Consider the following 25,597-nt stretch of genomic DNA (forward strand, 5'->3'; position numbering starts at 1 on the left):
ATCAGGCAGCGACGGTTTCACGCTGGAAAATATCGATCATTCTGTCCCATGCCAGGCTGACATCTTCATGAAGAGAAAACAGACCAGATGTACCAACGATAAATACATCCACCCCAGATTCAGCAATCAAACCAAAGGTTTTTTCATTGCAAGAACCATCAATTTCCGTCAGATAATGATAGCCATTATTTTTGCGCATACTGATGAGCTTTCTTATTTTGTTCAGCGACTCAGGTATAAATTTTTGCCCGGCATAGCCAGGGTCAACTGACATGACCGTCACTTTATCCAGCAGGTGCGCATATTCAGCAATGCTTTCAGCCGGCGTCGCCGGGTTCAGCACCACCCCGCATTTTTTTCCCGCATCCTTGATCTGATTCAGCAGGCGGAAAATTTTGTTATTCGCAGTCTCGGGATGGAAGCTAATGATATCGGCTCCTGCGGCGAGACACATTGGGATAATATCTTCCGGGTGGTTCACCATCAGATGGACATCGATGGGAACGGTAGTGATTTTTTTCAGATTCTCAATAAAAAAGGGAGACAGAGTGATATTGCGGACGTAATTGCCATCCATTATATCGACGTGATAAAAATCCGCTTTGTTATTCATTGCTGTGATCTGTTCTTTGAACTGTGTCAAATCCATACACATCAGTGAGGGTGAAAATTTAGCGCCCATAAACCAGCTCCGATAATAAATAGTTAGTTAAACATTGCGATGATATGACCTAAAACGATGCCGACAACGCCAAAGTCTGCATCGCCAAAGGTTGTAGAACCGAGGCCCATATCTCCCATCATTGGCAAAAGGATTGCCGGCAGGAACGAAATGAGCAGGCCATGGGCAAATGCCCCCACCACTGCCCCACGACGTCCGCCGGTGATGTTGCCGTAAACGCCAGCCGTTGCCCCGCAAAAGAAATGAGGCACTAGTCCTGGTACGATGACGCTCAAACCGAACAGCGGGCAGAGGAACATGCTGAGCAGGCCTGCAACAAAGCTTGCGAGAAACCCGACGATAACGGCATTGGGAGCAAAGGGAAACACCGTCGGGCAGTCCAGCGCCGGTTTCGCATCTTTCACTAGTTTGTCTGCAATACCTTTAAACGCTGGCACAATCTCGGCAATCACCATCCGCACACCGGCGAGGATGATATAAACCCCCGCAGCAAAAGTGAGGGACTGAATAATGGCGAAGATAATAAAATTCTGACCGGCACTCAGGGTCTCCTCGACAAAGGTTTTGCCTGCGACGACCACCAGCACCAGGAACAGAATCATCATGGTGAGAGAGATGGCCACCGACGAGTCACGAAGGAAATTGAGTGACTTAGGCACTTTAATTTCTTCAATCGAGGGGCTACCTTTCCCTACGACTTTTCCCACCAGCGCGGAGAGCAGATAACCAATAGAGCCAAAATGGCCGAGAGCCAGATCGTCGGTATTGGTAATTTTTCGGGTAAACGGCTGCAAGATCGCCGGAGAGATCACCATCATCGCGCCGAGAATCACCGCCCCGATGGCCACCACCCAACCACCCGACAAGCCACCTACTGACAAGATCACCGCCAGCATCGCGGCCATATAGAGCGTATGGTGGCCCGTTAAAAAGATGTACTTTAATGGCGTCAAACGCGCCAGGGCGATATTGATCAACATGCCCAGCACCATGATCGTGGCGGTTTCCGTGCCATAATTCTTCTGCGCCAGCGCGGCCATCGCGTCGGTGTTAGGCACCACCCCCTGAATATGAAATGAATGTTCAAATAGTTGGCTAAAAATGGTTAATGTATAGGCAATGATACCGGCGCCAGCCGTTAAAATAACAAAACCCATGATGGTTTTCAGGGTGCCTGAGATAACGTCTGAAATTCCTTTTTTTTGCAACAGCAGACCGATTAGAGAAAACAATCCAACCAGAATCGCCGGTGTCCCTAACACATCGTAAATAAGGAAATGAAGCATATTAAACTCCACGGTTCAGAAAGCCGTTGCTTAAATGTGTTCTGCTAAAATCTCTTTGATTTTATTGTTATCGAGTAAATTACTTAATCCAACAACCTTCGCGGAATGACCAGTTAAATGTTCGGCAATATCGTTGGCGCTCAGAATAAGGTCCGCAGTTTCGCTTTTCGCTGACGTCAGGTCGGTATGTGCGACTTCAACCTCTTTATTCATTTCAGCAAGGATTTTTTTGACATTCATTTCAACGATAAAGCTGCTGCCTAAACCATTGCCACAGACGATGAGTACTTTTTTCATTCTCTTTTCCTTCAGTCAATAACGGCCTGAATTGCCTTAATATCATCGGCTTTTAACAATCGTTCTAGCTTTTGCCGATCGCTAAAGAGTTCTGCCAGTTCACCGATCATCGTGATATGTTCATTCCCGGAACAAGCGCATAGCATAATAACCACGTATACCGGGTCGTTCTCAGTCGAGCCAAATGATATGCCCTCTTTAATATGAAGGAGTGATAATCCATTCCTCAATGCACCTTGCTCGGGGCGGGCATGAGGCATCGCTAATCCTGGGGCTAATAGATAATAAGGCCCAAATCCTTCATGGCTTTTAAAAATCGCCTCAATATAGTGCTCTGCCATATACCCCTGCGCCAGCAAAGGTTCTGCTGAGAGTCGAACGGCATTTTTCCAGTTATCTATTGCGTTAATGACATTAATTTTATCCGGGGTTAACCAGTCTCTAATCATATGCACTCCCGAGGGATTCCATGTGCTGAACTATAAACAGCTAAATAAAATGCAACTGTGATACATCTCTCAAAGTTAGCGCTAACAAGCAAAAATGTTAAAAATCGAGTTACCGCTAACATTTGTTATAATGTGCTTTCCCCTTCGCTGTGGTAAGTTATAATGCGTATCAACGATTTACTTTTGTTACTTATTATTTTTCAAACGGTTGGTGATCCTGGTGAAGAGTCTAGACGCAGACAATAGCCCGAAAGAAAAACGTCGTAAGGGAACTGGGAAGATAACCCTGACCGAAGTGGCTGAGTTTGTCGGCGTGAGCGCCATGACCGTCTCCCGTGCGCTGAGAATGCCTGAAAAAGTCAACCCTGACCTTCGCGATCGTATTGATGCGGCAGTCAGTCAACTCGGCTATGTCCCCAATCTCCAGGCGCGTAATCTGGCGTCAGTCCATTCCGATCTCATTTTGGCCGTCGTCCCCACCTTCTCTTCGCCAGGTTTTTTGCCGGTGTCGGAGGCATTACAAAAAATCCTGACTGAACGCGGCTATACCATGATGTTTATGGAATCTGGTCATGACGGTCAAAACGAACAAAGAACGTTTGAAAAAATGCTCGCCTATAACCCGGCAGCGATTATTCAGTTCAATATCGACACCATTGAGAGCTGCACCCAGCTGCTGGCCAATGTTGATGTGCCTATCCTGGAGATTGGCGCGTTAAATACCCAGCCTGTTGGCATGTGCATCGGCGTGGATTACGGTAAGGCAGTGAAACAGATCGTAACCCACCTCGCGGATGCCTCATTAAAAAACATCGCGTTGTTGTGTACCCCAGCCAACAATACGATGTTTCGCCAGCTTCTGAGTGGCTGGAATACGGCGATGTTGGCCCTGAACCGTTCGCCACATCGGGTGGTGACCACTCATTTGCCTTCAACCATCGCCACAGGCGTGAATATTTTCAAGGATATGATGATTACCTGGGGCGATCTGGATGCGCTAATTTGCACTTCGGATGAAATGGCGTGCGGATGCATGATGGCCTGCCACAGCGCCGGGATCAAAGTGCCCAATACCGTAGCCATTGCGAGTTTAGGCGGCGGGGTTTTATCGACAGTCTGTTCCCCTGCCCTGACAACCGTTGAATTTCCCTGGCATGACATTGGGGTGAAGGCGGGAAAAGCGCTTCTCGAGCTGCTTAACGATAAGCCTTGTGAAAAGTTCATAGAAATTCCGTCAGTACTCAAAGTCCGGGCCAGTACCGCGGTATAACCGCCATCCATGGCTTAATCTGGCGGCCCCCCTGCTTATCGCTTCAATTCGTCCTGCCACCGCGGGGATGACGCCAGTTGATGGCATACCGTGTCGATAAATACCCGGGTCTTGGCGGGAACCAGCGAGCCGGGCGGCATCAGGGCATAAACGCTGACCTTCGCCGCGCTACGCCAGTCGGGCAGCACGCGGACCAGTTCCCCGCGCTGAACCGCCTGGCTAACCATCCACCCCGGCAGCAGTGCGATCCCGGTTGCCCGAATGACCGCCGTCAGCAGCGCTTCACTGATATTGGTGGATTGCCGAACTGTTCTGGCAGCAATACCGCCAGCCATCAGCGCAATGGACAGCGGAAGCGTTTTATCCCGCCCCCCTCCATCAGTAACCTTCCCCGGCCGTCGCTCGGCGTCCGGGAGGCATCGCCGGATGGTGCAGAAGTGCCCTCTGCGGCGCTACTGCAGAGGGTGTTCCGTTTACCTGGCCAGCCACTGACGCCAGCCGCCCCAGGCGGTGATCTCGGTGGCCGCGCCCAGCCCACCGGCTTCACAGATAAAGCCTGTCACCCAGCGGCCGTCCGCCAGCTCAATCTGTCCCAGCCCCAGCGGCGCGGGGATGGCGGCCAGCAGCGACCCCACCTCAGCGCTGGGGATCGCCCAGACTTCCACCGCTATCGCGGCCCCCTCTGGCTCGTCACGCACCATCGCCGGGCGCTTGCCATCCGGGAGGGCATACAACCGATAGCGCGGCGCGCTGTGGGTCGCCTGCAGCAGCCGGCCGCCCCGCGCCAGCAATTGGCCGTTCAGCGGCTGGCCGGTCAGGTGGGCGCCGCATACCGCCAGGGCCATCCGATCATGGCCCGCGGGGTGCGCAGGCGGCGGGCTCTCCAGCCGCGCGCCGCCTGCCAGCGGCAGCCGCTCCGCGCGCTGGAAGGCGTCGGCCAGGCTCAGCAAATACTGATCGGTAAAGGCCCGGCCGAACAGCGTGACGCCGGAGGGCAGACCGTCGGGCATAAACCCGCACGGCACGCTCACCGCCGCATAGTCCAGCAGGTTCATAAAGTTGGTATAGTAGCCCAGGTCGGCGTTGCGGGCGATGGGCTCCGCCGCCAGCTCGTCCAGCGTTACCGGCCGCGGAAAGGTTGGCGTGAGCACGCAGTCCAGCGTCTCGAGGATGGCATCGCACTGCGCTTTATACTCCTGCAGCTGATACATCGCCTTAAAGGTCGCCGTCGCGTCGATAGCAGGCGCTTTCGCCAGCACGTCGCGAATGACCGGCAGCACGGCGTCCGGCTGCTGCTCAATCAACGGGCCAGCCACCGCATAGCGTTCAGCGACCCACGGCCCGTCATACAGCAGGCGGGCGGCGGCGAGAAAAGGCGCAAAATCGATCGCCACGGCTTCCCCGCCGAGCGCCGTCAGCCGCTGCACGGCCTGGGCGAACAGCGCTTCGCTGGCGCGGCAGCCGAGGAAGTTAAGCTCCCGCGGGACGCCAAAGCGAAACCCGGCGGACGGCCTGCCGAAGGCCTGACGACTGTTCCACTGGGGATTGCGGCGGCTGTAGCTATCCTGCGGATCGGTCCGGGCAACCAGCGCCAGCAGCTGGCTGGCCTCGTCGGCGGTGGCGCTGAAAAAGGTCACGCAGTCCAGCGTGCGGCAGGCCGGTACCACCCCGGCGGTGGAGATCACCCCTTTCGTCGCTTTCAGGCCCACCAGGTTATTCAGCCCGGCCGGGACGCGACCGCTGCCGGCGGTGTCGGTCCCCAGCGCGAAGCTGGCGACGCCCAGGGCTACCGCCAGCGCCGAGCCGGCGCTGGAGCCGCCGGAGGGATAAGCGGGATGGTACGCGTTGCGGCAGCGACCATACGGCGAACGGGTCCCGTTCAGGCCGGTGGCAAACTGATCGAGATTGGTTTTGCCCACCGGCACCGCCCCCAGGGCAATCAGCTGTGCGACAATGGTCGCGCTTTGCGTCGGCCGGTAAGCAAACGCCGGACAGGCGGCAGTGGTGATTATCCCCGCGAGATCGATATTATCTTTGATGGCGAACGGCACCCCGTACAGCGGGAGCGTGTCTGGCGAATGGCCTTCCAGCGCCGCCAGAAACGGCGCCTGCTCCGCTTCGCTCAGGAGATGGATAAACAGATTAAACTCGGGCTCCAGCGCTTGCGCCCGCTGGCGGATCCCCGCCAGCAGCGCGCGCGGGGTGGTGTGGCCGTTACGATAGTTCGTCGCCAGAGTCGCCAGGCGTAAATCAAACGTCTGCTGCATCATGCCTTCTCCTCAATAATCACTGCCACCCGCTGCCCGGCACGCACCGCGCTGCCTGGCTGCACATTGACCTGCTGAACCCTGCCATCGCACGGCGCCAGCAGCGGGATCTCCATTTTCATCGACTCAAGCACCACCAGCACATCGCCGGCGCGTACCTGGCTGCCGGCCGCGGTCTGTACCTGCCACAGATTACCGGATACCGGGCTTTCCACCCCCTGCTCCCCCGGCTGCAGCGGCGCATCGCCCGCCTCTTCTGTCGCGCTCTCCTGGCTGTCGAAATGGGCCTGGCCGCTGGCGATCCAGCGCTCGCGCTCGTCGTTAAACGCCCGCTGCTGATGATCGCGAAATGCGCTAATGCTCTGCGCCTCGCGAGAGAGAAACTGCTGGTACTCCGCCAGCCGCAGCGTGCTGTGCTCGATGCGCAGCGGGTAGCGTCCGAGCGGGAAATCGCGGCGAATAGCCGGCAGTTCTTCCGCCGAGACCGGATAGAAACGCAGCTGGTCGAAAAAGCGCAGCAGCCAGGGCTTGCCGGCAAAATCGGCCACCTCGTGATAGCGATTCCACATCTGCAGGGTGCGGCCGACAAACTGATAGCCGCCCGGACCTTCCATGCCGTAAACGCACAGATACGCTCCGCCGATGCCCACCGAGTTTTCCGCCGTCCAGGTTCGCGCCGGGTTGTATTTGGTGGTGACCAGCCGATGGCGCGGATCAAGGGGCGTGGCCACCGGCGCGCCGAGATAGACATCGCCGAGCCCCATCACCAGATAGCTGGCGTCAAACACTGTTTGCCACACCGCCTGCTCATCCGGGAGATCGTTTATCCGGCGAATAAACTCGAGGTTGCTTGGGCACCAGGGGGCGTCCGGGCGGACGGTGGTCATATATTTGTCGATCGCCTTGCGGCAGGCTGGATCGTCCCAGGAGAGCGGGAGATGCACCACCCGTGTTGGAACCTGCAGATCGTCGCTCATGCAGACCGTGGCCCACTCCCCGCGGACCCATGCCAGCAGCGTATCCAGCGCCAGCGTTTCCGGCTGGAAATGGAGCTGCAGAGAGCGGATCCCCGGCGTGATATCGATGATCCCGTCCCGGGATTGCCCCTCAAGGGCCTGCATCAGGGCATGGATGCGAAAGCGCAGCACCAGATCCAGCTCCGCCTCACCGGCCTCCAGCAGCAGGTGGGTATCGCCGGAGAGGCGCGCCACCAGGCGTTTGTCAGCGTCGCCGCAGGTCATCACCACCGGCGAGGTGAGCGGCACAGGCTGCCAGGCAACGTCCTGCGCCTGCAGGGTCGCCAGCTCTGCGCGACGGCCTGCCGCCAGCCGCCGGGCGGTGGGGACGTCAATCGCCACAAAGCGCACCTTATCCCCCGCCTTAAGCTGGCCCAGCTGCCAGAGATCGGCTTCGATCACCGTGACCGGGCAGACGAAGCCCCCGAGGCTTGGGCCGTCCGGCCCGAGGATCACCGGCATATCGCCGGTAAAATCCACCGCCCCCACCGCGTAGGGGTTGTCGTGAATATTCGACGGATGGAGCCCGGCTTCGCCGCCGCTGTCGCGGGCCCAGACCGGCTTGGGCCCGATCAGGCGCACGCCGGTGCGGCTGGAATTAAAATGTACTTCCCAGTCGGTGGCAAAAAAGGTCGCCATATACGCCGGGGCAAAGAACTCCGGCGCGCCGTGGGGGCCATAAATCACCCGCAGCGTTCGCACTTCCGCAAGCTCAGGGCGCAACCCTGCGGGAAGCGCCGCGCCTTCTATGGTCTCAGCCGGAGGCGCAAGATGCAGCACGTCGCCGGCGCGCAGCGCCCGTCCGCCGTGGCCGCCAAACTGACCGAGGGTAAAGGTGCTTTTACTGCCCAGGTAGTCCGGCACCTGAATGCCGCCGCGCAGGCAGAGATAGCTTCTGACGCCTGGCCCGCTTATCGCCCCCAGCCTGAGGGTCGCCCCCGCCGGAACAGAGAAGACGCCGTCCATCTCCTGGTCGATGCCGTCGAGCGTTACGGGCAGCGGCGCGCCGCAGACCACCGCCTGCACCGCGGTGTTAAATTTCAGCGTGGGTCCGCTAAGGGTGATCTCCAGCGCGGCGTCGCCCTCGGCATTGCCCAGCAGACGATTGCCCAGGCGCAGCGCCCGGTCATCCATCGGGCCTGAGGGCGGTACGCCCACCGCCCAGTACCCCAGACGTCCCGGGTAGTCCTGGACGCTGGTCTGGGTGCCGGCGCTGAGTACCTCCACGGTATCGGCCCGGTAGCGCAGTTGCTCCAGACAGCGGGTCCAGGGTTTCCCGGCGGTGAACGGCGCAAAGCCAAGGATCTGCTGCAGGTACTGGCGGTTGGTTTCGACGCCGTACAGGCGGGTCTCCGCCAGGGCCTGCGCCAGGCCGTCGATCGCCTCATCGCGGCTGGGGCGCCAGACGATAGCTTTCGCCAGCAGCGGGTCAAAAAACGGCGGCACTTCACAGCCGGCCTCGACCCAGCGGTCGATGCGCAGGGTAGCGCCGTCCGCCGGCGGAAACCAGACGTCGGTTAACAGTCCGGGCGAAGGCTGAAACTGGCGGCCAGGATCTTCGGCGTAAATTCGTGCCTGAATGGCATGCCCCCGGGGCTGTAGCCCGGCGGACAGCTCGCTCAGCGGCGGTAAATCCCCTGCCGCCAGGGCGATCATCCAGCGCACCAGGTCCACGCCCCACACCTGCTCCGTGACGCCGTGCTCCACCTGCAGCCGGGTATTGACCTCCAGGAAATAGAAGCGCTGCGCCGCGCTGTCGTAGACAAACTCCACCGTCCCGGCGCTGCGGTAGTTCACCGCTTTCCCGAGGGCAATGGCCGCGCTACACAGCGCCTGCGCCATCCCGTCCGGCAGATTTGGCGCCGGCGTCTCTTCAATCACTTTCTGGTTACGCCGCTGCAGCGAGCAGTCGCGCACGCCGAGGGCGATAACCGCCCCCTTCCCGTCGCCGAAGATCTGCACCTCGAGATGGCGGGCGCGTTCGATATATTTTTCGAGAAACACCCCGGCGTCGCTGAAGTTGTTTTGCCCCAGCCGCTGCACCGTGGCAAACGCCTCGCTCAGTTCGCGGGCGTCGCGGCAGACGCGCATGCCAATCCCCCCGCCGCCCGCCGTGCTCTTGAGCATCACCGGGTAGCCCACCGCCTCTGCCGCCCGGCAGGCTTCTTCGCTGTCGGCCAGCAGGTCGCTGCCTTCCAGCAGCGGAACGCCCTCCGCTTTGGCCAGCGCGCGGGCGGTATGCTTCAGGCCGAAGGTTCGCAGCTGTTGCGGGGTCGGGCCAACAAACGCCAGTCCCGCCGCCTCACAGGCCTCGGCGAAGGCGGCGTTTTCCGACAGAAAGCCGTAGCCGGGGTGGATGGCGCGGGCGCCGCTCTGCCGCGCGGCGGCAATGATCTTCTCTACGACTAAATAGGTTTGCGCTGCCGGCCCCTCGCCAAGGCTCAGCGCCTCATCCGCTTCGCGGACGTGCAGACTGCTCAGGTCGGCTTCGGCGTAAACGGCGACGCCCTTCACCTGCATGGCGCGCAGGGTGCGCAGAATGCGGCAGGCAATCGCCCCGCGGTTGGCAATCAGTAAGGTATCAAACATAAGCGGAACTCACAGCGAAGCGGGTCGTCCCGCAACAATTCGTCTTCCCCTGAGGTCGTCCCCGGGAGAGCCGGCGCTTAAAGGTGGCGCGTCGGCGTGTGGTTCAGGCGGTCGGCGCGAACGGCGAACAGCCGAAAGGCCAGCAAACGCCAGCGCTGCCAGCGGGTCAGTTCCATACCAGCACCTCGGCGGGGGTCGGGTTCCAGCCATTGCAGGGATTGTTGAGCTGCGGGCAGTTGGAGATCAACACCATGGCGTTACACTCCGCGCGCAGTTCCACGTATTTTCCCGCCGCCGAGATGCCATCCGCAAAGGTCAGACCGCCCTCCGGCGTCACCGGCACGTTCATAAAGAAGTTAATGTTGGCGCCGATATCGCGCTTATGCAGACGACCATCATGCAGACAGGCGCAGAGGAAATTATCCCGGCAGCTGTGCATGTAGCGCTTGTCGAGGGCGTAGCGGACGGTGTTGCTCTCCTGGGCGCAGGCGCCGCCGAGGGTATCGTGCCGCCCGCAGGTATCGGCCACGATGGTCATCAGCGGACGGCCAAGGTTGGAATAGAGCACGCTGCCGGCGGTGAGGTAGGCGTTACCCTGGCGGCGCAGCGTGCGCTGCGCATCGTAGCGCTCGCGCGGGTTGTCGGCGTTGTAAAACAGGGTATCAATCGCCTGGTTGCCTTCGAGATCGAGCAGACGCAGGGTTTGCCCTTGTTTAACCTCGAACAGCCACGGCTCCCCGGCGGGGATCACATGGCGATAGACGGCCTCTTCCGGACGTCGGTGACTGGTGATAAGGGTCATAAACGCCTCCTTACAGGGCAAAAAGTTGGGTATTGCGGAACGCGCGCAGGTTCTCATCGCGGGTCAGGAGCGCCTGAGTGGCCGCGTCTTCATCGTCGGCCTGATACCAGCTCAGCTGTACCGGACGGGGGGCATACTCTGTGGCCGGATCCTGAGGATGCGGTAGCGCGGTGAGGACCAGCAGGACGTCCATCGGGGCATACAGTTCCACATAGTCCCCGGCGCGGCTGTTGCCGGAGACAAAGTGAAAGCGCCCCTCGTCATCGACGGTCACTTTGCTGAAGAAGTTGACTACCATCAGCAGATCTTCCAGACCGAGATCCCATTTCCCCATCTCCACCAGCAGGTTATCGACGCCGTTGCGGTAGAAGCCATTGCGTAATTCCTGATAGCGTCCGGCGCCATATTTGTCGTGCGTCTCCCCGGCGTTGAGGACCCCGCCGAACGGATCGTGCCAGCCGCAGCTGTCGGCGACGATCCCGGCCAGCACCCGGCCCATATCGGAGTAGAAACAGTGCCCGGCGGTCAGGCGCGCGGTATGCTGTCCTTTGAGGGTATCCGGCAGGTTGAGCCGCTCACTTTTCTCATGAGGATTGAGCATCATCATGCTGACGTTTGCCCCGCCGTCGAGATCGGTCAGGCGCAGGATCTGCCCTTTGCGCAAAATCAGCGAGGTGTGCGCCCCGCCGGGAAGCCGCTCTTCGCGCAGGCTGGGGGTGGATTGAAACAGTTCAGTCATCAATTTATCTCCTTAATGCGTAAACGTTGGTGTCGCTACCGGCGGCCAGTTGCGCCATCCGCGCTTCATTGAGCGGGATGTCGTAGGTAATACGCGCTCCCCAGGCGTTGGGCGCCTGCGGGTCGATGCGCACTTTGTCGAACACCAGCAGCCTCGTGCCCAGGTTGAAGCCTTCGGCCAGGTCGTGGGTGACCATAAACACCGTCATGCGCGTTTCGCTCCACAGCTGGAGCAGCAGCGCATGCATATCCTTGCGAATGCCGGGATCCAGCGCGCCGAAGGGCTCGTCCAGCAGCAGCACCCGCGGCTGCATCACGAACGCCTGGGCAATGGCCAGCCGCTGCTGCATCCCACCCGAGAGCTGCGCCGGGTATTTATCCAGGGCGTGTCCCAGGCCCACTTTCTCCAGCATTCGCTGGGCCTGTTGCCGGGCCTCGCGCTTTCTGCCGCCAAACAGGCGCCCCAGCAGCGGGGACGCCGGCAGCTCCAGGCCGATGGCGACGTTATCCAGCACGTTGAGATGCGGAAACACCGAATAGCGCTGGAAAACCACGCCGCGACTGCGGTCCGGCTCCGCCGCCAGCGGCTGGCCGTCGAGCAGGATGGCGCCGCGGGTCGGTTGCTCCTGACCGAGCAGCAGACGCAGAAAGGTCGATTTACCGCAGCCGGACGCGCCGACCATTGAGCAAAACTCGCCCTCTTTCACCTGCAGATTAATGCGCTCCAGCACCACGTGGTCGCCGTACTCCTGCCAGATGTTTTTGATGTCGATAAAACTCATCCCCGGCCTCCTTCCGCCCACGGGAAACAGGCTTTGTGCAGCTGACGCAGCGCCAGATCCATCAGCCATGCCAGCAGCGTGATCCAGATGACATACGGAATAATCACATCCATCGCCATATAGCGCCGCACCAGGAAGATGCGATACCCCAGCCCGGCGGTGGCGGAGATGGCCTCGGCGGAGATCAGGAACAGCCATGCCGAGCCCAGCAGCAGGCGCAGAGAAGCGATCAGCCGCGACAGCAGCTGAGGAAGCACCACCCGCAGCACCACCGTCCAGCTATTAGCCCCCAGGGTCTGCGCCTTTATAAACAGCTCCGCCGGGATCTCCCGCGCCCGCTGCTCCAGGTCGCGCGCCAGCATCGGCGTAATGCCGATGACGATCAGCATCACTTTCGACAGCTCATCCAGGCCAAAGACGATAAACAGCACCGGCAGGATCGCCAGCGGCGGGATCATTGACACCACCGTCATCAGCGGCGACAGCGCCGCGCGGTACATCGGGAAGACGCCGGCGGCGATACCGATGCCGAGGCCGATCAGCGACGAGACGGCCAGGCCCGTCAGCAGACGGCTCAGGCTGATCAGCGTGTCGGCCCACAGCAGATACTCGCCGCTGCGTTTGTCCGGGGTGAACGCCATCCGGTCAATGGCCGCCGCCATCTGCGACAGGCCTGGCAGCAACTTGTCCTGCGGATTGGCTTCCAGCCGCACCGCCGATCCCATAAACCAGGCGGCGATCAGCAGCACAAACGGCAGCAGCATCAGCGTCAAGCGCATCCCCTTTTGGGGATATCGGTTAATGTGGCGCATGGCGTGGTCTCCCGGCGGCAATCATTACAGCTGGCCCGCGGCGGCCAGCTTCAGGTAGCTGTCGTCAAAGCGCAGTTTGCGGTTGGCGGCATCGCCGAGCGTGACATTGCCCGGGAAAGTCATGCCGATAAAGTCCGCGCTCTGCGCCCCCTCGCCCAGCAGACCTTTATCGAAGGAGAACTGCGCCACACGCTGCATGGTTTTCGCCAGATCCGGCGAGGCGATAAACGCCAGGGTGTCGGCAGGCGTCCAGAAAAGATGAGTGGTTTTGAGCTGCGCCTGGTAGCCGGCGAGATCGGTACCGGAGTCGGCGGCCATAGCGCTCAGCGCCTGGGTATCGCCGGCCTTCATTTTGGCCATCATTTCAAACCACGCGCCGGTCAGCGCTTTGCCCAGCGCCGGGTTATCTTTCAGGGTCTGGGTATTGACCACCATCATGTCGATAAGCTCGCCTGGCACCTGCGAGGAGCTAAACACTTCGCTGGTTTGCGGGGTCTTTTTGATAACCGACAGCTGTGGATTCCAGGCCACCGCCGCCCGCACGCCGCTGGTGCCGAAGGCTGAGACGATATCGGCATCGGAGGTATTCACCACCTTGACGTCTTTTTCCTGCAGCCCGGCTTTTTCCAGACCGCGCACCAGCAGATAGTGGGAGACCGACAGCTCCGGGAGATACACCGACATCCCTTTCAGGTCGCTGAGCTTTTTATCCGCCCCTTTCAGAACCACCCCGTCGTTACCATCGGAGTAGCTGCCGGTGATCAGCGCCGTGCTGTCGACACCGCCGGCCGCCGGAATGGTCAGGGCGTCCATATTCGTCATCGTGCAGCCGTCAAACTGCCCGGCGGTGTACTGATTGATGGATTCGATGTAATCGTTGAGCTGAACAATATTGATTTTGATGCCGTACTTGCTGGCCCATTTATCGATGATCTTTTCATTGCTGATGGCGCCCCAGGGCATCCAGCCGGCGTAGATGGTCCAGCAGACGTTGAACTCTTTCTTGACGGCGGCAAAGGACGGGACGCTGGTCAATAGCGTCAGTGTCAGGACAAGTGAGCGGAGGAGCGGCGATGTTTTCATGGTGGACCTCTGGTTAGCACGAGAAACGGAGCAGCGCGACACCCAACGGTGCTGCTGTCTCCCGGGCTTTTATCCCGCCGTGTAACCTCGCCGAGGTCGCCAGCTCTCGGACCAGACGTTCACCGCGGTGAACCGGAACCCTAGCCAGCTATTGTGTGATCTAAATTGTCTGTTGCGCTGCTTTCTGCTGATGGTATTGCAAGGGCCATGCCAGGAGCCAGACAGCAGTACTTTCAGTGATTTACCGCCAACCGGCGCATCGCCTCCCAAAAATGGGGAGTAAAAGTGGGGCATTGCATGGCTTTGGTGCAAAGGGAAAGCCCACCGCGTCCTGGCCAACAACCGGCCGCGGGTCATGGGGGATGAATCCTGTAGCTGATTATCATGGCGCGGGGTAAATGTTTGCCATTACGCCGCTTCGACATGGGGGATGTCGCAGGCGCTTCTTCCCTGTCATCGGCCTTGAGCCAGTCAATAAGTGAAGCGCACAGCGATGACCCATTTGCACCGACTCAGTGCCGCCTGTTCACCATACTGAATCTCATCCCCTCCCACACTTCCATGTTAACTGTTTGTATATAAAGCACTATTTTAACTGGCACGTTTAATGCTCTGCGGTTGTATACAGCGATGTTGACAAGATCTCAGGCCAGGAGGCGTCAACCCATAGCCACCTGCGGTCGCGACGCCAACGCCTTCTTCTCTCCGTGAAGCCTCCAGGGCGGATGCGTTTCACGGAAACCTGTTAACTGAAAACGGAGAACAACATGACGACACTCAGCGAACCGTTGGTTACCCCGAAATATGGCAAATGGCGCCAGCTGGTGCTGGGCCTGATCTGTATGGCCGCCATCTCCAGTCCGCAATATGTCTGGACGCTGCTGACGAAACCCCTGGCCGCAAAGCTGGGCGTCGGTCTGCCCGAGCTGCAGGTCACCTTCTCGCTGCTGATCATCCTCCAGACCTTCTTTTCGCCCTTTCAGGGGCGGTTAGTGGAGAAATTTGGCCCACGGCGGCTAATCGCTATCGGCACGGTGATGGCGGGAATGAGCTGGGTGCTTTCCGCACAGGTAAATGGCCTGGCGACGCTGTGGCTGGTTTATGGCTGCATGGGCGGCCTTGGAACCGGGATCGTCTACATCGGCGTTGTCGGCCTGATGGTCAAATGGTTTCCGCGGCAGCGGGGGTTCGCCGCCGGCGCGGTGGCGGCGGGCTACGGGATGGGGGCCATCCTAACCACCTTCCCCATCTCCCTGTCGCTGACCACCAACGGCCTTGAACACACGATGACGACCTTCGGGGTCCTCTTCGCGCTCGTCGGCTTCCTCGCCAGTCAGGGACTGAAGCTGCCGCCGCCTGCTGTCTCTTTGCCCGTCAGCCAGACGGTGGCGCAGAGCAGCAGATCGTTTACCTCCCGGGAAATGCTGCGCCAACCGCTGTTCTGGCTGATGTTTGCCATGATGGCGATGATGTCGACTTCCGGGCTGATGGTCACTTCGCAGATGGCGGTGTTCGCCGAGGACTTCGGCATTAGCCAGGCGGTGGTGTTTGGCATGGCGGCCCTGCCGCTGGCGTTAACGATAGACCGCTTCACCAACGGTTTAACCCGGCCGCTGTTTGGTTTTATTTCCGACCGCTTCGGCCGCGAGCAAACCATGTTTATCGCCTTTGCGCTGGAGGGGGTGGCGATGACGCTCTGGCTGGCGTGCCGGGAAGATCCGCTGCTGTTTGTCCTGCTTTCCGGGGTGGTGTTCTTTGGCTGGGGGGAAATCTTCTCCCTCTTCCCGTCGACGCTCACCGATACCTTCGGCAGCGAACATGCCGCCAGCAACTATGGCTGGCTGTATATTTCTCAGGGCATCGGGTCAATCTTCGGCGGCCCGCTGGCGGCGTTGCTCTATCAGTACACCCACGGCTGGCATGTGGTTTTCAGCTGCGCCATTGGCCTGGATTTTGTCACCGCCGCCCTCGCGCTGTGGGTGCTAAAACCGTGGCGCGCGCGCTTTATCCGCCAGCATAGCTAACGACAACCCTGGCAGAAGTGACGGCCAGGCCGTCACTTCACTGATATTCGCTGCGCAGCAGCGCGTACAGATACTCATCGCCCCACTGGCCTTTAAAAAAGATATTCTGCCGGTAATGCGCCTCGCGACGAAAGCCCAGCCCTTCCAGGAGTTTGATCGCGGCGGTATTGTGGGTGTCTACCACCGCGATCAGCCGGTGATGGGCCAACGGTTCCAAGAGAAAGGCTATCACCGCCTGTATGGCTTCCCGGGCATACCCCTGATGCTGATACGCCGGGGAAAAGGTCATCCCCAGCTCGACCTGTCTGCCCTGATCGAAAAAGTGGATCCCCACATCTCCCGCCAGCGCACCGTTGACCTGGATCTCTACCGCAAGCTGGAACCAACTCTCATCCTCAGCAAAGGCCAGGGAACGCTGTTGTTCATAGAAGGCAGTCGCCTCTGCCATACCGTAATGGCTCCAGCTCTGAAAGCGGGCCACTTCCGGCAGGTTGCGATAGCGGCTGAAAGACGGCAGATCTTCCTTTCTGAACCGGCGCAGCAGCAGCCGGGGCGTGGTCAGGGGTAGCAACATCTCTTCTTCCTGGTGAGAGGGGCAATAGCGCGCCATCTTAACCTGCGCAGCCTGACGCCGCTAGCCGCATGGCGGTGCCTCCTCCCAGCGATAGATTTGAGTGGTGGCCAGCGCCAGCATGGCGAAATCTTCCGGCGTATCGCCGTATGCGAAGATCGCTTCGTAATCGGTCAGGGCGTAGTTCGCCAGGATACGCGCCTTTTTGGCCAGGCCGCTGCAGTCTCCACCCTGATACTTTCCGGTCGCTGCCCCGTTTTGAAATTCCACTTCGCTGCACAGCAGCTCAAGATTATGCTGCTGGCACCACGGACGAAGGTAGACATCCAGCGAGGCTGAGACCACCACCACGGTGTCCCCTCGCGCCTGATGCCAGGCTATACGCTGCATTGCGTTCTCCCGCAGCGTGCGGGGAATAAACGCCAGGCTATGATCGTTCCCACGCTGCAGGATCTCAGGTTGCGATTTCCCGGCAAAAGCATAATGAAACACTTTTTGCCGGATGGCAGAGGCTGAAAGCCAGCCCATTTTCCAGGCGAGAATATAGGGCAACAGCCGCAGTTTGCCCCGACGAATGGCTTTCGCATCGAGGGACTGATAAATGAAAGGGGTAAACGTATCTTCGTGGGTTATCGTGCCATCGAAGTCAAAAAAGGCAATGTTCTTCTTCATCCTTGTCACCTTATACACCAATACCGGCGCCGCGCGAGGCGCGGCTGATTTACTTTTTGCCCGCCTGGCGGCAAGATCCGGCATAATGCACCGCTGTCGCAGGACGACCGGGTCACCGGCAGTCATGACAGCGAACCATTCGACAGGAAAACGCATGAAGCCAAAACAAGCGGACATTCTCCGCCACGCCAGCGCGCTGTTTAATCGCGAAGGATATCAGTCGCCCAGCATCGAGCGGATTGCTGAGCATGCCGGCATCTCCAAAATGACCTTCTACCGCTACTATGCTGATAAAGAGGCGCTCATTCTGGCTATCCTCCGGCAGAAAGAGAGCGAGTTTATGCAAGATCTGACGCAGATCACCGCGGATAAAGCCACCGCGCGGGAGAAGTTGTTCGCCGTGTTCGACTACTATCAGTGCTGGTTGACCTGCGAAACGTTCCACGGCTGCATGTTTACCCGCGCGCTGTTTGAATATGGCGCGTCATCGCCGGCGATCCGGGAGCAGTGCTCCCGGTTCAAATCGCGCCTGTGGCAGTTCTTCCGCGATATTCTGACTCGGGTATTAAAACCAGAGCCTGCCGAACGGGTCGCCATGATGATGGTGATGCTCATCGATGGCGCCATCGCCGCCCAGCAGGCCGAGTCCGCCGAATGCCGGGAGATCCCGCCGGGGACGACCGCCTGGAGCGCGGCCAAAGCGCTGATCTACTCAGAAGGCGGTACGCTGTGAGCGCATGCTGCCGTCCAGCGACTGCAGCGCCGCCAGCAGACCATCATAGTAATCGTTGCAGGTTTGCAGGCGCAGCGCGGCGCCAAAGTAGACCTCCTCCATCGCCGCCGGATGTTTTTTGCCAATCGGCACAATCACATTGTTCAGCCAACCGTCCGCATGGCCGATATCGACCGTGATATGTTCGGCATAGTAATGCACGTCGCGATCGCTAAGCCCAATCCTCCGACAGCCCGCCACCAGTTTTTCATACTGTGGCGGGTCGAGCAGTTCGGTCATCGCCATCACCCCCAGCGATTTGTAGTAATGCTGACGATTTACGCCGCCGAGCATAAAGGCGTTATACCCGGCCAGCCCCTGCCACTCATAAAGATGGGCAAAATGATTGTCCGGTAAGGCGATATTCCGCCGCTTCAGTAAATCCTTATACAGATTGACGTGGGTGATCTCAGTGCTGCCCTGGCCTATCTCATCCCACAGATTTTGCGCAATCTCGGCGCGGGTTTCCGGCAACGAGCCCACCAGCCCCATCGCCACCAGATCGAAGAAAAGCAGATTCAGCGCGCTGTCGCTTTTGAAGAAATAGTCGATTTGCGCCGCGGAGGCCTCGCTGGCAAGGAAATCGAACAGCGGATGACGAGACGCCGGGTGCTGCTGGCATAAGGCGCGCAGTTCGTCGACGATATTGCCGGCATTGAGCACCGGCCTCTGGCGGTGGAAACGTTTGCTTTCCGCCCGCAGCCACTCAGACTCAATGTAATTTCGGATCCCGGAGAGCAGCGGATGAAACTGATTGGCAGCCGCCGGCGAGAGCGGGTCGGCAAGCCAGGACTGATAAAGGATGAACAGCGCATGGTGCGCGCGCTTTTTGGCCTGCGAATCGTCAGCGGAGAAGGCGCGGATGCAGGTATTCTCCGTCAGATGCCAGGCTCTGTCGGCGACCAGCGGATTGGCCGTCAGCTTCAGCGACAGCGCGTTGCTGTGCAGAAGCTGGTCAATTAACTCATCCAGCGCCAGCCTGGCCATCACCGCGGTTTGGTCACTACCAATGACCGCATTGTCGGTATTACGCATGAATTTATCCCTGTGAAATGCATGGCGACTATACGGTATAGTACCCCTCACAAAGCGGCAACGTAAATTTCAACCACATTATTAATTCTCTGTTTATTAACGATTTTAAATAAACAGAACAAAAGCCACTAAAATAGTGTTGATATTATAAAAATAATAACGTTACCATTCAGTACAGTGACAAACGACACAAGGAATCACGATGCCCTATCTGTTACTGACGCTGGCCGCCCTGTTCTGGGGTGGGAATTACGTTGTGGGTCACGTGCTGGTTCAGGGCGTGGATCCGATCCTGATGACCGAAGCGCGGTGGGCGTTAACGGCGCTGCTGCTGGGCCTGCTCTACCGCCGGCAGATTGCCGGCAGTCGTCACCTGCTGCGGGAAAACGCCCCGGCAGTGCTGGTGCTCACCCTCTGCGGTCAGGTCAGTTTCCCGCTCACGCTCTATATCGGTCTGCAAACCACCTCCGCCCTCAACGCCGCCATCTATATGTCCGCCACGCCGAGCATGGTGCTGCTGATTAACCGGCTGATTTTTCGCGACCCGGTATCGGCCCGCAACTGGCTGGGGGTGGTCTTCAGCACCCTCGGCGTGATGATCCTCTTATTCCAGGGCAACCCGCTGCATGCCGGCTCGCTGCATACCTTTTCCGTCGGCGATCTGTGGGCGATGGGGTCGGCGCTGAGCTGGGCGCTCTATTGTTCGCTGTTACGTCTCAAGGACCGCCGGATCCCGGCGAATGGCTTTGTCGCCGTCAGCTCGCTGCTCGGCGCCCTGCTCCTGCTGCCGATCTTCGCCTTCTGGCTGATGCGCCACCCGGCGCAGGACTGGGATGCCTGGCGCGAGCCGTTTTTCCTCAGCGGGCTGGCTTATCTGGTGATTTTTCCGTCATGGCTGGCCTATCTGTTCTGGAATAAAGGGATCGCCACCATCGGCGCCACGCGGGGGGAGATTTACACCCACATCATCCCCCTCTCGGGTGGCGTGTTAAGCATCCTCTTCCTGCATACCCAGCCCCATGCCTGGCACCTGTTCAGCGCGCTGTTCATTATGCTGGGGATTGGCATCTGCTCGCTGGAAAAACGCCAGGCGGCGACGGTTCGCCTGCGCGGTTAGCGTGTCTGCCGGGCGCCTGATTACGCCCGGCGTCAGCCCTTAACGGCTGGTGGAGAGCGGCTGGTGACGCGCCGCTCCGGCAGGTTGCGCCACCCGGCCCTCGCGGCCAAAGAAGGTCAGAATGGTAATGACGATCGCCACCGTCCCGGCCACCAGGGCCATCGCCAGGCCGTAGTTATGCCCGTGGTGCTGCGCAATGGAGGCCTGCAGGGTGGCATTCACCGAGGCCAGCAGATTCCCCAACTGATAGACGAAACCGGGCAGCACCGCCCGGGTGTTGGCCGGAACCAGTTCGTTGAGCCAGGTAGGGATCACCCCCCAGGCGCCCTGCACCATAAACTGCATCAGAAACGCCCCGGCCCCCAGCGCCAGCGAGCCGCTGGCGAAAGCCCACAGCGGGATCACCGGCAGCGCCAGCAGAGCGGCGATCATAATCGCTTTGCGCCGGCCAATCTTCTCCGACAGCGAGCCGAAGAACACCCCGCCGATGATTGAGGCGATGTTGTAGCACACCGCGATAATGCTGACCGTTTCCGGCGCAAACCCGTGCTGGACTTTCAAAAATACCGGGTAGAGATCCTGCGTCCCATGGGAGAAGAAGTTAAAGGCCGCCATCAGCACCACCAGGTACAGGCACAGCTTCCAGTGGCTACGCAACACCGGCAGCAGAGCCGTGCTCGCTTTACTCTGCCGGGCCGCCAGCCAGACCGGGGACTCCTCGACGCAGAAATAGATAAACGGCAACAGCAGCACCGGGGCGGCGCCAATGACAAACATCCCGCGCCAGCCGAGCTGTGCAAACAGCAGCCCGTAGGCCACGGCCGCCAGCAGATAGCCGAAAGGATACCCCGCCTGGAAGAGACCGGACATCAGGCCGCGCGAGCGGTCAGGGATCGTCTCCATCGCCAGCGACGAAGCCACGCCCCAGATCCCGCCCATCGCCACGCCGTACAGCACCCGCAGCAGAAAAAACAGCATCAACGACGGCGCCGCGGCGGAGAGCAGCTCAAAGGCGGAGAAGAAAACGATATTGAGCATCAGGATCGGTTTGCGGCCAAACTTTTCCGCCGCCCTGCCGAAGATCAATGCGCCGACGGGCCGCACGGCCAGGGTCAGCAGAATCGCCAGGGTGACCTCTTCGAGGTCGACGTGAAAGGAGTGGGCGATATCGCTCAGTAAAAAAACCAACAGGAAAAAGTCGAAAGCATCGAGCGTCCAGCTTAAAAAACTGGCGATCGCCGCATTGCGCTGTCGTGAAGTCCAGCCGTGCATCTTGTCATCCCTATCCCGACGGCGTTGCCGGGAGCTTGCGCGGCGTCCGGCAGAGCAGGCTGGTGTCACCGCTTGTGTAAATTGTTTGTATAGAAAGTTGCTCTTTTGTTAATTACACCCCTTTTCCGGCCGTCGGCAAGTTTATTAGCACGCTAATTTGTTTCAAATTGCGTGCGACGGCCCACCGGTTCGCTAATTTTCGACCAGAATTAAGGGCAGGCTGGCTTCAGTGCACTGCCCCGATGCCGTATCCACCCACAGGAAGGGAGAGAATCATGAAGAGAATCGCCATCGTCGGCGCCGGGCCGACGGGGATTTACACCTTGTATGAACTGGTGAAGCGCGGTGAGCCGCTATCGATCGCGCTGTTTGAAAAAGAGGCGCAGGCCGGAGTCGGTATGCCCTACAGCGACGATAATACCGCGGCGCAGATGCTGGCCAATATCGCCAGCATTGAGATCCCCCCTATCGACCTGACCTATCTGCAATGGCTGCAGCAGCAGAGCGATGGCTGGCTGGCGGCGCGCGGTTTTGAACGGCACGCGCTGCATGAGCGCCAGTTTCTGCCGCGGGTGATCCTCGGCGAGTACTACCGCGACCGCTTTCTGTATCTTGTCCAACGGGCCAGAGACGCGGGCTTCGTGGTGAACGTTTGCGAGTCCTGTGAGGTCACGGATATTGCGGTGCAGCCCGTCGGGATCGCCATCCACACCGACAGCGCGGCGCAGCCGGTTATCGTCGATCTGGTGGTGATAGCCACCGGCCATTTGTGGCCTGAAGAAGAACGCGCCAGCCGGCAATACTTCCCCAGTCCGTGGACCGGCCTGATGGAGGCCCGCATCGCCCCCTGTCGGGTCGGGATCCTCGGGACCTCCTTAAGCGCGATTGATGCCGCCGTGGCGGTTGTGGCCCGCCACGGCGTTTTCCATACTGAACACGACAAAACGACCCATTTTTCCCTGCACCCCGGCAGCGAAGCGCTGGAGATCACGCTGATGTCACGCAACGGCGTGCTGCCGGAGGCCGATTTCTACTGCCCAATCCCGTGGGAGCCGCTGGAGATCGCCACCCCTGCCGCCCTTGAGGCGGCCGCCGCTCAGGGCAGCGACGGCCTGCTGGAGCGGGTGTTTCAGCTGATCGTCCAGGAGCTGGAATATGCTGCCCCGGCCTGGTGCCAGGCGATGGGGCTGCGCCAGCTGACGCCTGACAGCATCGCCGACGCCTGGTTTGCCGACCGTCTCACCCATGACCCCTTCCAGTGGGCGCAGCGCAATCTGCAGGAGGTGGAGCGCAATAAGCGCGAGCGCCACACGGTGCCCTGGCGCTATGCCATTCTCCGCCTGCACGAGGCGATTGAAACCGTGGTGCCGCAGCTCAACGCCGAGGACAGCCGTCGCTTCCGCCAGGGGCTCGCCCGCGTGTTTATTGATAACTACGCCGCAATCCCGCCGGAGTCCATTCGCCGCCTGCTGGCCCTGCACCGGGCGGGCATTCTGCGAATTGTGGCGCTGGGTGAGGATTACGATCTGCAGCGCGAGTCTGACCGGACGCTGATTGTCCATCATCAGCAGCGCTGTGAATTCGATGTCTTTATCGATGCCCGCGGACAGAAAGCGCTCAAAACCCGGGATCTGCCCTTTCCTTCACTGCGCCAGCAGCTGCTGGCCTGCGGCGACGACATTCCGGACGTCGGCGATGACTACACGCTGCAGGCGCCGGAGGCAGTGCGCGGCCGGGTCGCCTTCGGCGCCCTTCCCTGGCTGATGCACGATCGCCCCTTTGTCCAGGGGCTGACGGCCAGCGCCGAGATTGGCAGCGCAATGGCCCGCGCGGTGTCACAGCAGGCAACCGGCCGGCGGCGCCGTCTCTGGTTTATCGACTAGCGGGACGTTTAAACGCAATATCCGAATAAAGGGGGGCTGGCAGGCGTGCTATAAACAGTAGCTGTTCGCCCCCGAGCAAGACCACGTCTAACATTTACGAGGTACTCATGAGTCATCTTTTTAGCGCGACGCGTATCGGTCAGTTGACGCTGGATAACCGTATCGTTATCGCCCCCATGTGTCAGTACTCTGCCGACGAGGGGAAGGCGACGTCCTGGCACCGGATCCATCTCGGGCAGCTGGCGTTCTCCGGCGCCGGTCTGTTAATTCTGGAAGCCACGGCGGTAGAGCCGGCGGGACGTATCTCGCCGGGGGATCTGGGGCTGTGGGATGATGAAACCGAAAACGCCCTGCGCGCCGTGGTGGAGGATATCCGGGCCTGGTCACCGATCCCTCTGGGGATCCAGCTGGGGCATGCCGGGCGCAAGGCCTCCTGCGCGGCCCCCTGGCAGGGTGGCCATCAGCTGGCGCTCAACCAGGGCGGCTGGCAGACCGTCGCCCCCTCCGCGGTGGCGTTTCACGACGGCGATCGCGCCCCGGCCGAGCTGAGCCATGCCGATCTGGCGCGCATCAAAGCGGCCTTTGTCGCCAGCGCATTGCGCGCCCAACGCCTGGGCTTTGAGCTGATTGAGCTGCACGCCGCCCACGGCTATCTGCTGCACCAGTTTCTCTCGCCGCTCAGCAATCAGCGCCGGGACGAGTATGGCGGTTCACTGGAAAACCGCATGCGCTATCCGCTGGAAGTGTTTAAGGCAATCCGCGAGGCGGTGGGCAACGCCATGGCGGTGGGCGTCAGGTTGTCGGCTACCGACTGGGTCGAAGGCGGCTGGGACGGCGAGCAATCCATTCAGTTCAGTCAGCAGCTGGAAGCGCTGGGCAGCGACTATATCCATGTCTCCAGCGGCGGATTGTCGCCGCAGCAGGCAATCACCGTCGGGCCGGGGTATCAGTTGCCTTTCGCCCGCGACATTCGCGAGCAGGTAGCCATCCCGGTGATTGGCGTGGGACTGATCACCGACCCGCAGCAGGCGGAAGCGGCGCTGGAGAATGGCGATGCCGACCTGATCGCCCTCGCCCGCGCGGTGCTCTACGATCCGCACTGGCCATGGCACGCCGCGGCCAGCCTTGGCGCCCAGGTTCGCGTCCCTTCGCAGTACCTGCGCTCGGAGCCGCACGGCCTGAAAGGCACCCTGCTTCCAAACCGCTGAACCCGGAACGGGCATCAAAAAGGGGTATCGTAAGATACCCCTGAGCAGGATGTTAATGCCGTTCTAGGTGCCGGGCGGCGGCAACGCCTTGCCCGGCCTACAATACCCGATCATTGCGCAGCCAACTCGCACCCTTGCAGGCCCGCGCAAGCGCAGCGCCGTCGGGCGCGATATCAGGCTCCACGCTCTGTTTTTACGGACGGCGGCTGGCCAGGCAAACACCGCGAGTTACTGCTGGGCGGCCGGTGGCGTAGCGTTCTGTTTATCCTTCGCGATACTGTCCTGAATGGCTTTGGTTTTGCTCGCCGCTTCCGCCGAAAGCTGATTGGCGTCGCCGATGGCGTTGTCTTTGATCTGACCCGCCTCTTTGACGATGCGGTCACTTTCCTGCTTTGCGTTTTGCTTCACCGCATCGGCCTGGGCTTTCGCCTGCTCGGCGATGGCATCCGCTTTCTTGTCCGCCTCCGCCTTGATGGCGCTGGCCTGATCCTTCAGGCGATCGGCCTCGGCGTCGGCCTGGCTTTTCAGCGTATCAATTTGCTTATCCGCATCCTGCTTAATCGCCTGGGCTTTGTCCGCCGCGGCATCCTTCATCTGCTCCGCATTATCTTTCGCCTTATCCAGTTTGTTATCTACTTTCGACGCATCGTCGCAGCCAAACAGGGTCAGGCACAGTGCGGAAGCGAGCAGTGTTTTATTCCAGAGTTTCATCAGCATTCCCTTACAGGTTGAGTCATTATCCAGCATTGTGATTTATTGCTTTAATAGCATTCACATTTTATATATAAACGCTCAGCCAGCAGAGTCAAGCCGGCGGCGTCCGCTCCAGGGTCGCCACCAGCCCCTGCAGCCAGTCGGCAAAGACCCGCACCTTGTGCGAAAGATGCCGGTGCGGATAGAGCAGCGACAGCGGCCGACGCGGCGCCGGGAAGTCCGGCAGAATTTCCACCAGCTGGCCGGGAATGGCGGC

Annotated in this window: 22 protein-coding genes, 2 pseudogenes and 1 riboswitch; of the genes and pseudogenes, 6 read left to right on the forward strand and 18 right to left on the reverse strand. The window is 59.9% G+C overall.

Annotated features, from left to right (window positions below; genetic code table 11):
* Position 1 precedes the first annotated feature (1 nt).
* The 4 genes from alsE to ACOI7Z_RS04020 are packed head-to-tail and all read right to left on the reverse strand — an operon-like array spanning position 2 to position 2,714.
* Complete coding sequence (gene alsE / locus ACOI7Z_RS04005) at positions 2–682, reverse strand: D-allulose 6-phosphate 3-epimerase (RefSeq protein WP_087848825.1); 681 nt, start codon at positions 680–682, stop codon at positions 2–4.
* 23 nt (positions 683–705) lie between these two features.
* Complete coding sequence (locus tag ACOI7Z_RS04010) at positions 706–1,968, reverse strand: PTS ascorbate transporter subunit IIC (RefSeq protein WP_044523287.1); 1,263 nt, start codon at positions 1,966–1,968, stop codon at positions 706–708.
* A gap of 30 nt (positions 1,969–1,998) precedes the next feature.
* A complete protein-coding gene (locus ACOI7Z_RS04015; protein ID WP_080901595.1) occupies positions 1,999–2,265 on the reverse strand; it encodes a PTS sugar transporter subunit IIB in 267 nt (88 codons plus the stop codon).
* Between the two features lie 11 nt (positions 2,266–2,276).
* A complete protein-coding gene (locus ACOI7Z_RS04020; RefSeq protein WP_087848824.1) occupies positions 2,277–2,714 on the reverse strand; it encodes a PTS sugar transporter subunit IIA in 438 nt (145 codons plus the stop codon).
* 217 nt (positions 2,715–2,931) lie between these two features.
* Here ACOI7Z_RS04020 and ACOI7Z_RS04025 point away from each other — a divergent pair, with 217 nt between their 5' ends.
* Complete coding sequence (locus ACOI7Z_RS04025; protein WP_087848829.1) at positions 2,932–3,984, forward strand: LacI family DNA-binding transcriptional regulator; 1,053 nt, start codon at positions 2,932–2,934, stop codon at positions 3,982–3,984.
* A 35-nt stretch (positions 3,985–4,019) separates the two neighbouring features.
* Here ACOI7Z_RS04025 and ACOI7Z_RS04030 read toward each other — a convergent pair whose 3' ends face one another.
* From ACOI7Z_RS04030 to ACOI7Z_RS04065, 8 genes are all read right to left on the reverse strand, one after another.
* Complete coding sequence (locus tag ACOI7Z_RS04030) at positions 4,020–4,319, reverse strand: LysR substrate-binding domain-containing protein (protein ID WP_240513435.1); 300 nt, start codon at positions 4,317–4,319, stop codon at positions 4,020–4,022.
* Positions 4,320–4,457: 138 nt separating this feature from the next.
* Complete coding sequence (gene atzF, locus ACOI7Z_RS04035) at positions 4,458–6,254, reverse strand: allophanate hydrolase (protein ID WP_087848823.1); 1,797 nt, start codon at positions 6,252–6,254, stop codon at positions 4,458–4,460.
* Entirely contained in the window at positions 6,251–9,856 is a 3,606-nt protein-coding gene (gene uca / locus ACOI7Z_RS04040; RefSeq protein WP_087848822.1) for an urea carboxylase, read from the reverse strand. The genes atzF and uca overlap by 4 nt, the downstream gene beginning before the upstream one ends.
* 166 nt (positions 9,857–10,022) lie before the next feature.
* The gene (locus tag ACOI7Z_RS04045; RefSeq protein WP_023289733.1) at positions 10,023–10,658 is read right to left on the reverse strand and encodes an urea amidolyase associated protein UAAP2; all 636 of its coding nucleotides are present in this window, start codon (positions 10,656–10,658) and stop codon (positions 10,023–10,025) included.
* A 10-nt stretch (positions 10,659–10,668) separates the two neighbouring features.
* On the reverse strand, positions 10,669–11,397 hold the full coding sequence (locus ACOI7Z_RS04050) for an urea amidolyase associated protein UAAP1 (RefSeq protein WP_087848821.1): 729 nt from the start codon (positions 11,395–11,397) through the stop codon (positions 10,669–10,671).
* Between the two features lie 4 nt (positions 11,398–11,401).
* Positions 11,402–12,178, reverse strand: coding sequence for an ABC transporter ATP-binding protein (locus ACOI7Z_RS04055; RefSeq protein WP_044523302.1), 777 nt, complete (start codon positions 12,176–12,178; stop codon positions 11,402–11,404).
* The gene (locus tag ACOI7Z_RS04060; RefSeq protein ID WP_023289736.1) at positions 12,175–12,990 is read right to left on the reverse strand and encodes an ABC transporter permease; all 816 of its coding nucleotides are present in this window, start codon (positions 12,988–12,990) and stop codon (positions 12,175–12,177) included. Before ACOI7Z_RS04060 ends, ACOI7Z_RS04055 begins: the two co-directional genes overlap by 4 nt.
* A gap of 24 nt (positions 12,991–13,014) precedes the next feature.
* The gene (locus tag ACOI7Z_RS04065; RefSeq protein WP_087848820.1) at positions 13,015–14,073 is read right to left on the reverse strand and encodes a putative urea ABC transporter substrate-binding protein; all 1,059 of its coding nucleotides are present in this window, start codon (positions 14,071–14,073) and stop codon (positions 13,015–13,017) included.
* Positions 14,074–14,129: 56 nt separating this feature from the next.
* Positions 14,130–14,228, reverse strand: a riboswitch (guanidine-I (ykkC/yxkD leader).
* A 612-nt stretch (positions 14,229–14,840) separates the two neighbouring features.
* Between ACOI7Z_RS04065 and oxlT the strand changes: the two genes are divergently transcribed.
* The gene (gene oxlT, locus ACOI7Z_RS04070) at positions 14,841–16,097 is read left to right on the forward strand and encodes an oxalate/formate MFS antiporter (protein WP_023289740.1); all 1,257 of its coding nucleotides are present in this window, start codon (positions 14,841–14,843) and stop codon (positions 16,095–16,097) included.
* 37 nt (positions 16,098–16,134) lie between these two features.
* Here oxlT and ACOI7Z_RS04075 read toward each other — a convergent pair whose 3' ends face one another.
* Both ACOI7Z_RS04075 and ACOI7Z_RS04080 read right to left on the reverse strand, forming a co-directional pair.
* Entirely contained in the window at positions 16,135–16,707 is a 573-nt protein-coding gene (locus tag ACOI7Z_RS04075) for a GNAT family N-acetyltransferase (protein WP_170927818.1), read from the reverse strand.
* Between the two features lie 24 nt (positions 16,708–16,731).
* Positions 16,732–17,340 carry an HAD-IB family hydrolase gene (locus ACOI7Z_RS04080; protein WP_023289742.1) on the reverse strand — a complete coding sequence of 203 codons (609 nt, stop codon included), beginning with the start codon at positions 17,338–17,340 and terminating at the stop codon, positions 16,732–16,734.
* A 154-nt stretch (positions 17,341–17,494) separates the two neighbouring features.
* Here ACOI7Z_RS04080 and ACOI7Z_RS04085 point away from each other — a divergent pair, with 154 nt between their 5' ends.
* Positions 17,495–18,073 (forward strand): TetR/AcrR family transcriptional regulator, encoded by a 579-nt coding sequence (locus ACOI7Z_RS04085; protein WP_023289743.1) that lies wholly within the window; start codon positions 17,495–17,497, stop codon positions 18,071–18,073.
* Here the strand turns inward: ACOI7Z_RS04085 and ACOI7Z_RS04090 are convergent.
* Positions 18,049–19,147 (reverse strand): annotated as a pseudogene (locus tag ACOI7Z_RS04090) (iron-containing redox enzyme family protein). The gene ACOI7Z_RS04085 and the pseudogene ACOI7Z_RS04090 sit on opposite strands and share 25 nt — an antisense overlap.
* Positions 19,148–19,349: 202 nt before the next feature.
* Between ACOI7Z_RS04090 and ACOI7Z_RS04095 the strand changes: the two are divergent.
* On the forward strand, positions 19,350–20,264 hold the full coding sequence (locus ACOI7Z_RS04095; protein WP_087848817.1) for a DMT family transporter: 915 nt from the start codon (positions 19,350–19,352) through the stop codon (positions 20,262–20,264).
* Positions 20,265–20,303: 39 nt separating this feature from the next.
* Here the strand turns inward: ACOI7Z_RS04095 and ACOI7Z_RS04100 are convergent, their stop codons facing one another.
* Entirely contained in the window at positions 20,304–21,536 is a 1,233-nt protein-coding gene (locus ACOI7Z_RS04100) for an MFS transporter (protein ID WP_023289746.1), read from the reverse strand.
* A 275-nt stretch (positions 21,537–21,811) separates the two neighbouring features.
* Here ACOI7Z_RS04100 and ACOI7Z_RS04105 point away from each other — a divergent pair, with 275 nt between their 5' ends.
* Together ACOI7Z_RS04105 and ACOI7Z_RS04110 are read left to right on the forward strand one after the other, a co-directional pair.
* Positions 21,812–23,419: an FAD-NAD(P)-binding protein gene (locus ACOI7Z_RS04105; RefSeq protein ID WP_087848816.1), complete on the forward strand. Its 1,608-nt coding sequence runs from the start codon at positions 21,812–21,814 to the stop codon at positions 23,417–23,419.
* Positions 23,420–23,526: 107 nt separating this feature from the next.
* Positions 23,527–24,627: an NADH:flavin oxidoreductase/NADH oxidase gene (locus ACOI7Z_RS04110; protein ID WP_023289748.1), complete on the forward strand. Its 1,101-nt coding sequence runs from the start codon at positions 23,527–23,529 to the stop codon at positions 24,625–24,627.
* 228 nt (positions 24,628–24,855) lie between these two features.
* Here ACOI7Z_RS04110 and ACOI7Z_RS04115 read toward each other — a convergent pair whose 3' ends face one another.
* The gene (locus ACOI7Z_RS04115) at positions 24,856–25,344 is read right to left on the reverse strand and encodes a hypothetical protein (protein WP_032452914.1); all 489 of its coding nucleotides are present in this window, start codon (positions 25,342–25,344) and stop codon (positions 24,856–24,858) included.
* An 88-nt stretch (positions 25,345–25,432) separates the two neighbouring features.
* Positions 25,433–25,585, reverse strand: a pseudogene (locus tag ACOI7Z_RS04120) (LysR family transcriptional regulator); the annotation flags it as partial.
* Between the last annotated feature and the right edge of the window lie 12 nt (positions 25,586–25,597).

This window comes from Klebsiella sp. C283 (genome assembly GCF_048822555.1).
In the GTDB taxonomy this organism is placed as follows: Bacteria; Pseudomonadota; Gammaproteobacteria; order Enterobacterales; family Enterobacteriaceae; genus Klebsiella; species Klebsiella quasipneumoniae.

Bases quoted from the DNA above. Each gene is read 5' to 3' on its own strand.
- alsE (WP_087848825.1), bottom strand. From the start codon at position 682: ATGGGCGCTAAATTTTCACCCTCACTGATGTGTATGGATTTGACACAG.
- ACOI7Z_RS04010 (WP_044523287.1), bottom strand. From the start codon at position 1,968: ATGCTTCATTTCCTTATTTACGATGTGTTAGGGACACCGGCGATTCTG.
- ACOI7Z_RS04015 (WP_080901595.1), bottom strand. From the start codon at position 2,265: ATGAAAAAAGTACTCATCGTCTGTGGCAATGGTTTAGGCAGCAGCTTT.
- ACOI7Z_RS04020 (WP_087848824.1), bottom strand. From the start codon at position 2,714: ATGATTAGAGACTGGTTAACCCCGGATAAAATTAATGTCATTAACGCA.
- ACOI7Z_RS04030 (WP_240513435.1), bottom strand. From the start codon at position 4,319: ATGGCTGGCGGTATTGCTGCCAGAACAGTTCGGCAATCCACCAATATC.
- atzF (WP_087848823.1), bottom strand. From the start codon at position 6,254: ATGATGCAGCAGACGTTTGATTTACGCCTGGCGACTCTGGCGACGAAC.
- uca (WP_087848822.1), bottom strand. From the start codon at position 9,856: ATGTTTGATACCTTACTGATTGCCAACCGCGGGGCGATTGCCTGCCGC.
- ACOI7Z_RS04045 (WP_023289733.1), bottom strand. From the start codon at position 10,658: ATGACCCTTATCACCAGTCACCGACGTCCGGAAGAGGCCGTCTATCGC.
- ACOI7Z_RS04050 (WP_087848821.1), bottom strand. From the start codon at position 11,397: ATGACTGAACTGTTTCAATCCACCCCCAGCCTGCGCGAAGAGCGGCTT.
- ACOI7Z_RS04055 (WP_044523302.1), bottom strand. From the start codon at position 12,178: ATGAGTTTTATCGACATCAAAAACATCTGGCAGGAGTACGGCGACCAC.
- ACOI7Z_RS04060 (WP_023289736.1), bottom strand. From the start codon at position 12,990: ATGCGCCACATTAACCGATATCCCCAAAAGGGGATGCGCTTGACGCTG.
- ACOI7Z_RS04065 (WP_087848820.1), bottom strand. From the start codon at position 14,073: ATGAAAACATCGCCGCTCCTCCGCTCACTTGTCCTGACACTGACGCTA.
- oxlT (WP_023289740.1), top strand. From the start codon at position 14,841: ATGACGACACTCAGCGAACCGTTGGTTACCCCGAAATATGGCAAATGG.
- ACOI7Z_RS04075 (WP_170927818.1), bottom strand. From the start codon at position 16,707: ATGGCGCGCTATTGCCCCTCTCACCAGGAAGAAGAGATGTTGCTACCC.
- ACOI7Z_RS04080 (WP_023289742.1), bottom strand. From the start codon at position 17,340: ATGAAGAAGAACATTGCCTTTTTTGACTTCGATGGCACGATAACCCAC.
- ACOI7Z_RS04085 (WP_023289743.1), top strand. From the start codon at position 17,495: ATGAAGCCAAAACAAGCGGACATTCTCCGCCACGCCAGCGCGCTGTTT.
- ACOI7Z_RS04095 (WP_087848817.1), top strand. From the start codon at position 19,350: ATGCCCTATCTGTTACTGACGCTGGCCGCCCTGTTCTGGGGTGGGAAT.
- ACOI7Z_RS04100 (WP_023289746.1), bottom strand. From the start codon at position 21,536: ATGCACGGCTGGACTTCACGACAGCGCAATGCGGCGATCGCCAGTTTT.
- ACOI7Z_RS04105 (WP_087848816.1), top strand. From the start codon at position 21,812: ATGAAGAGAATCGCCATCGTCGGCGCCGGGCCGACGGGGATTTACACC.
- ACOI7Z_RS04110 (WP_023289748.1), top strand. From the start codon at position 23,527: ATGAGTCATCTTTTTAGCGCGACGCGTATCGGTCAGTTGACGCTGGAT.
- ACOI7Z_RS04115 (WP_032452914.1), bottom strand. From the start codon at position 25,344: ATGCTGATGAAACTCTGGAATAAAACACTGCTCGCTTCCGCACTGTGC.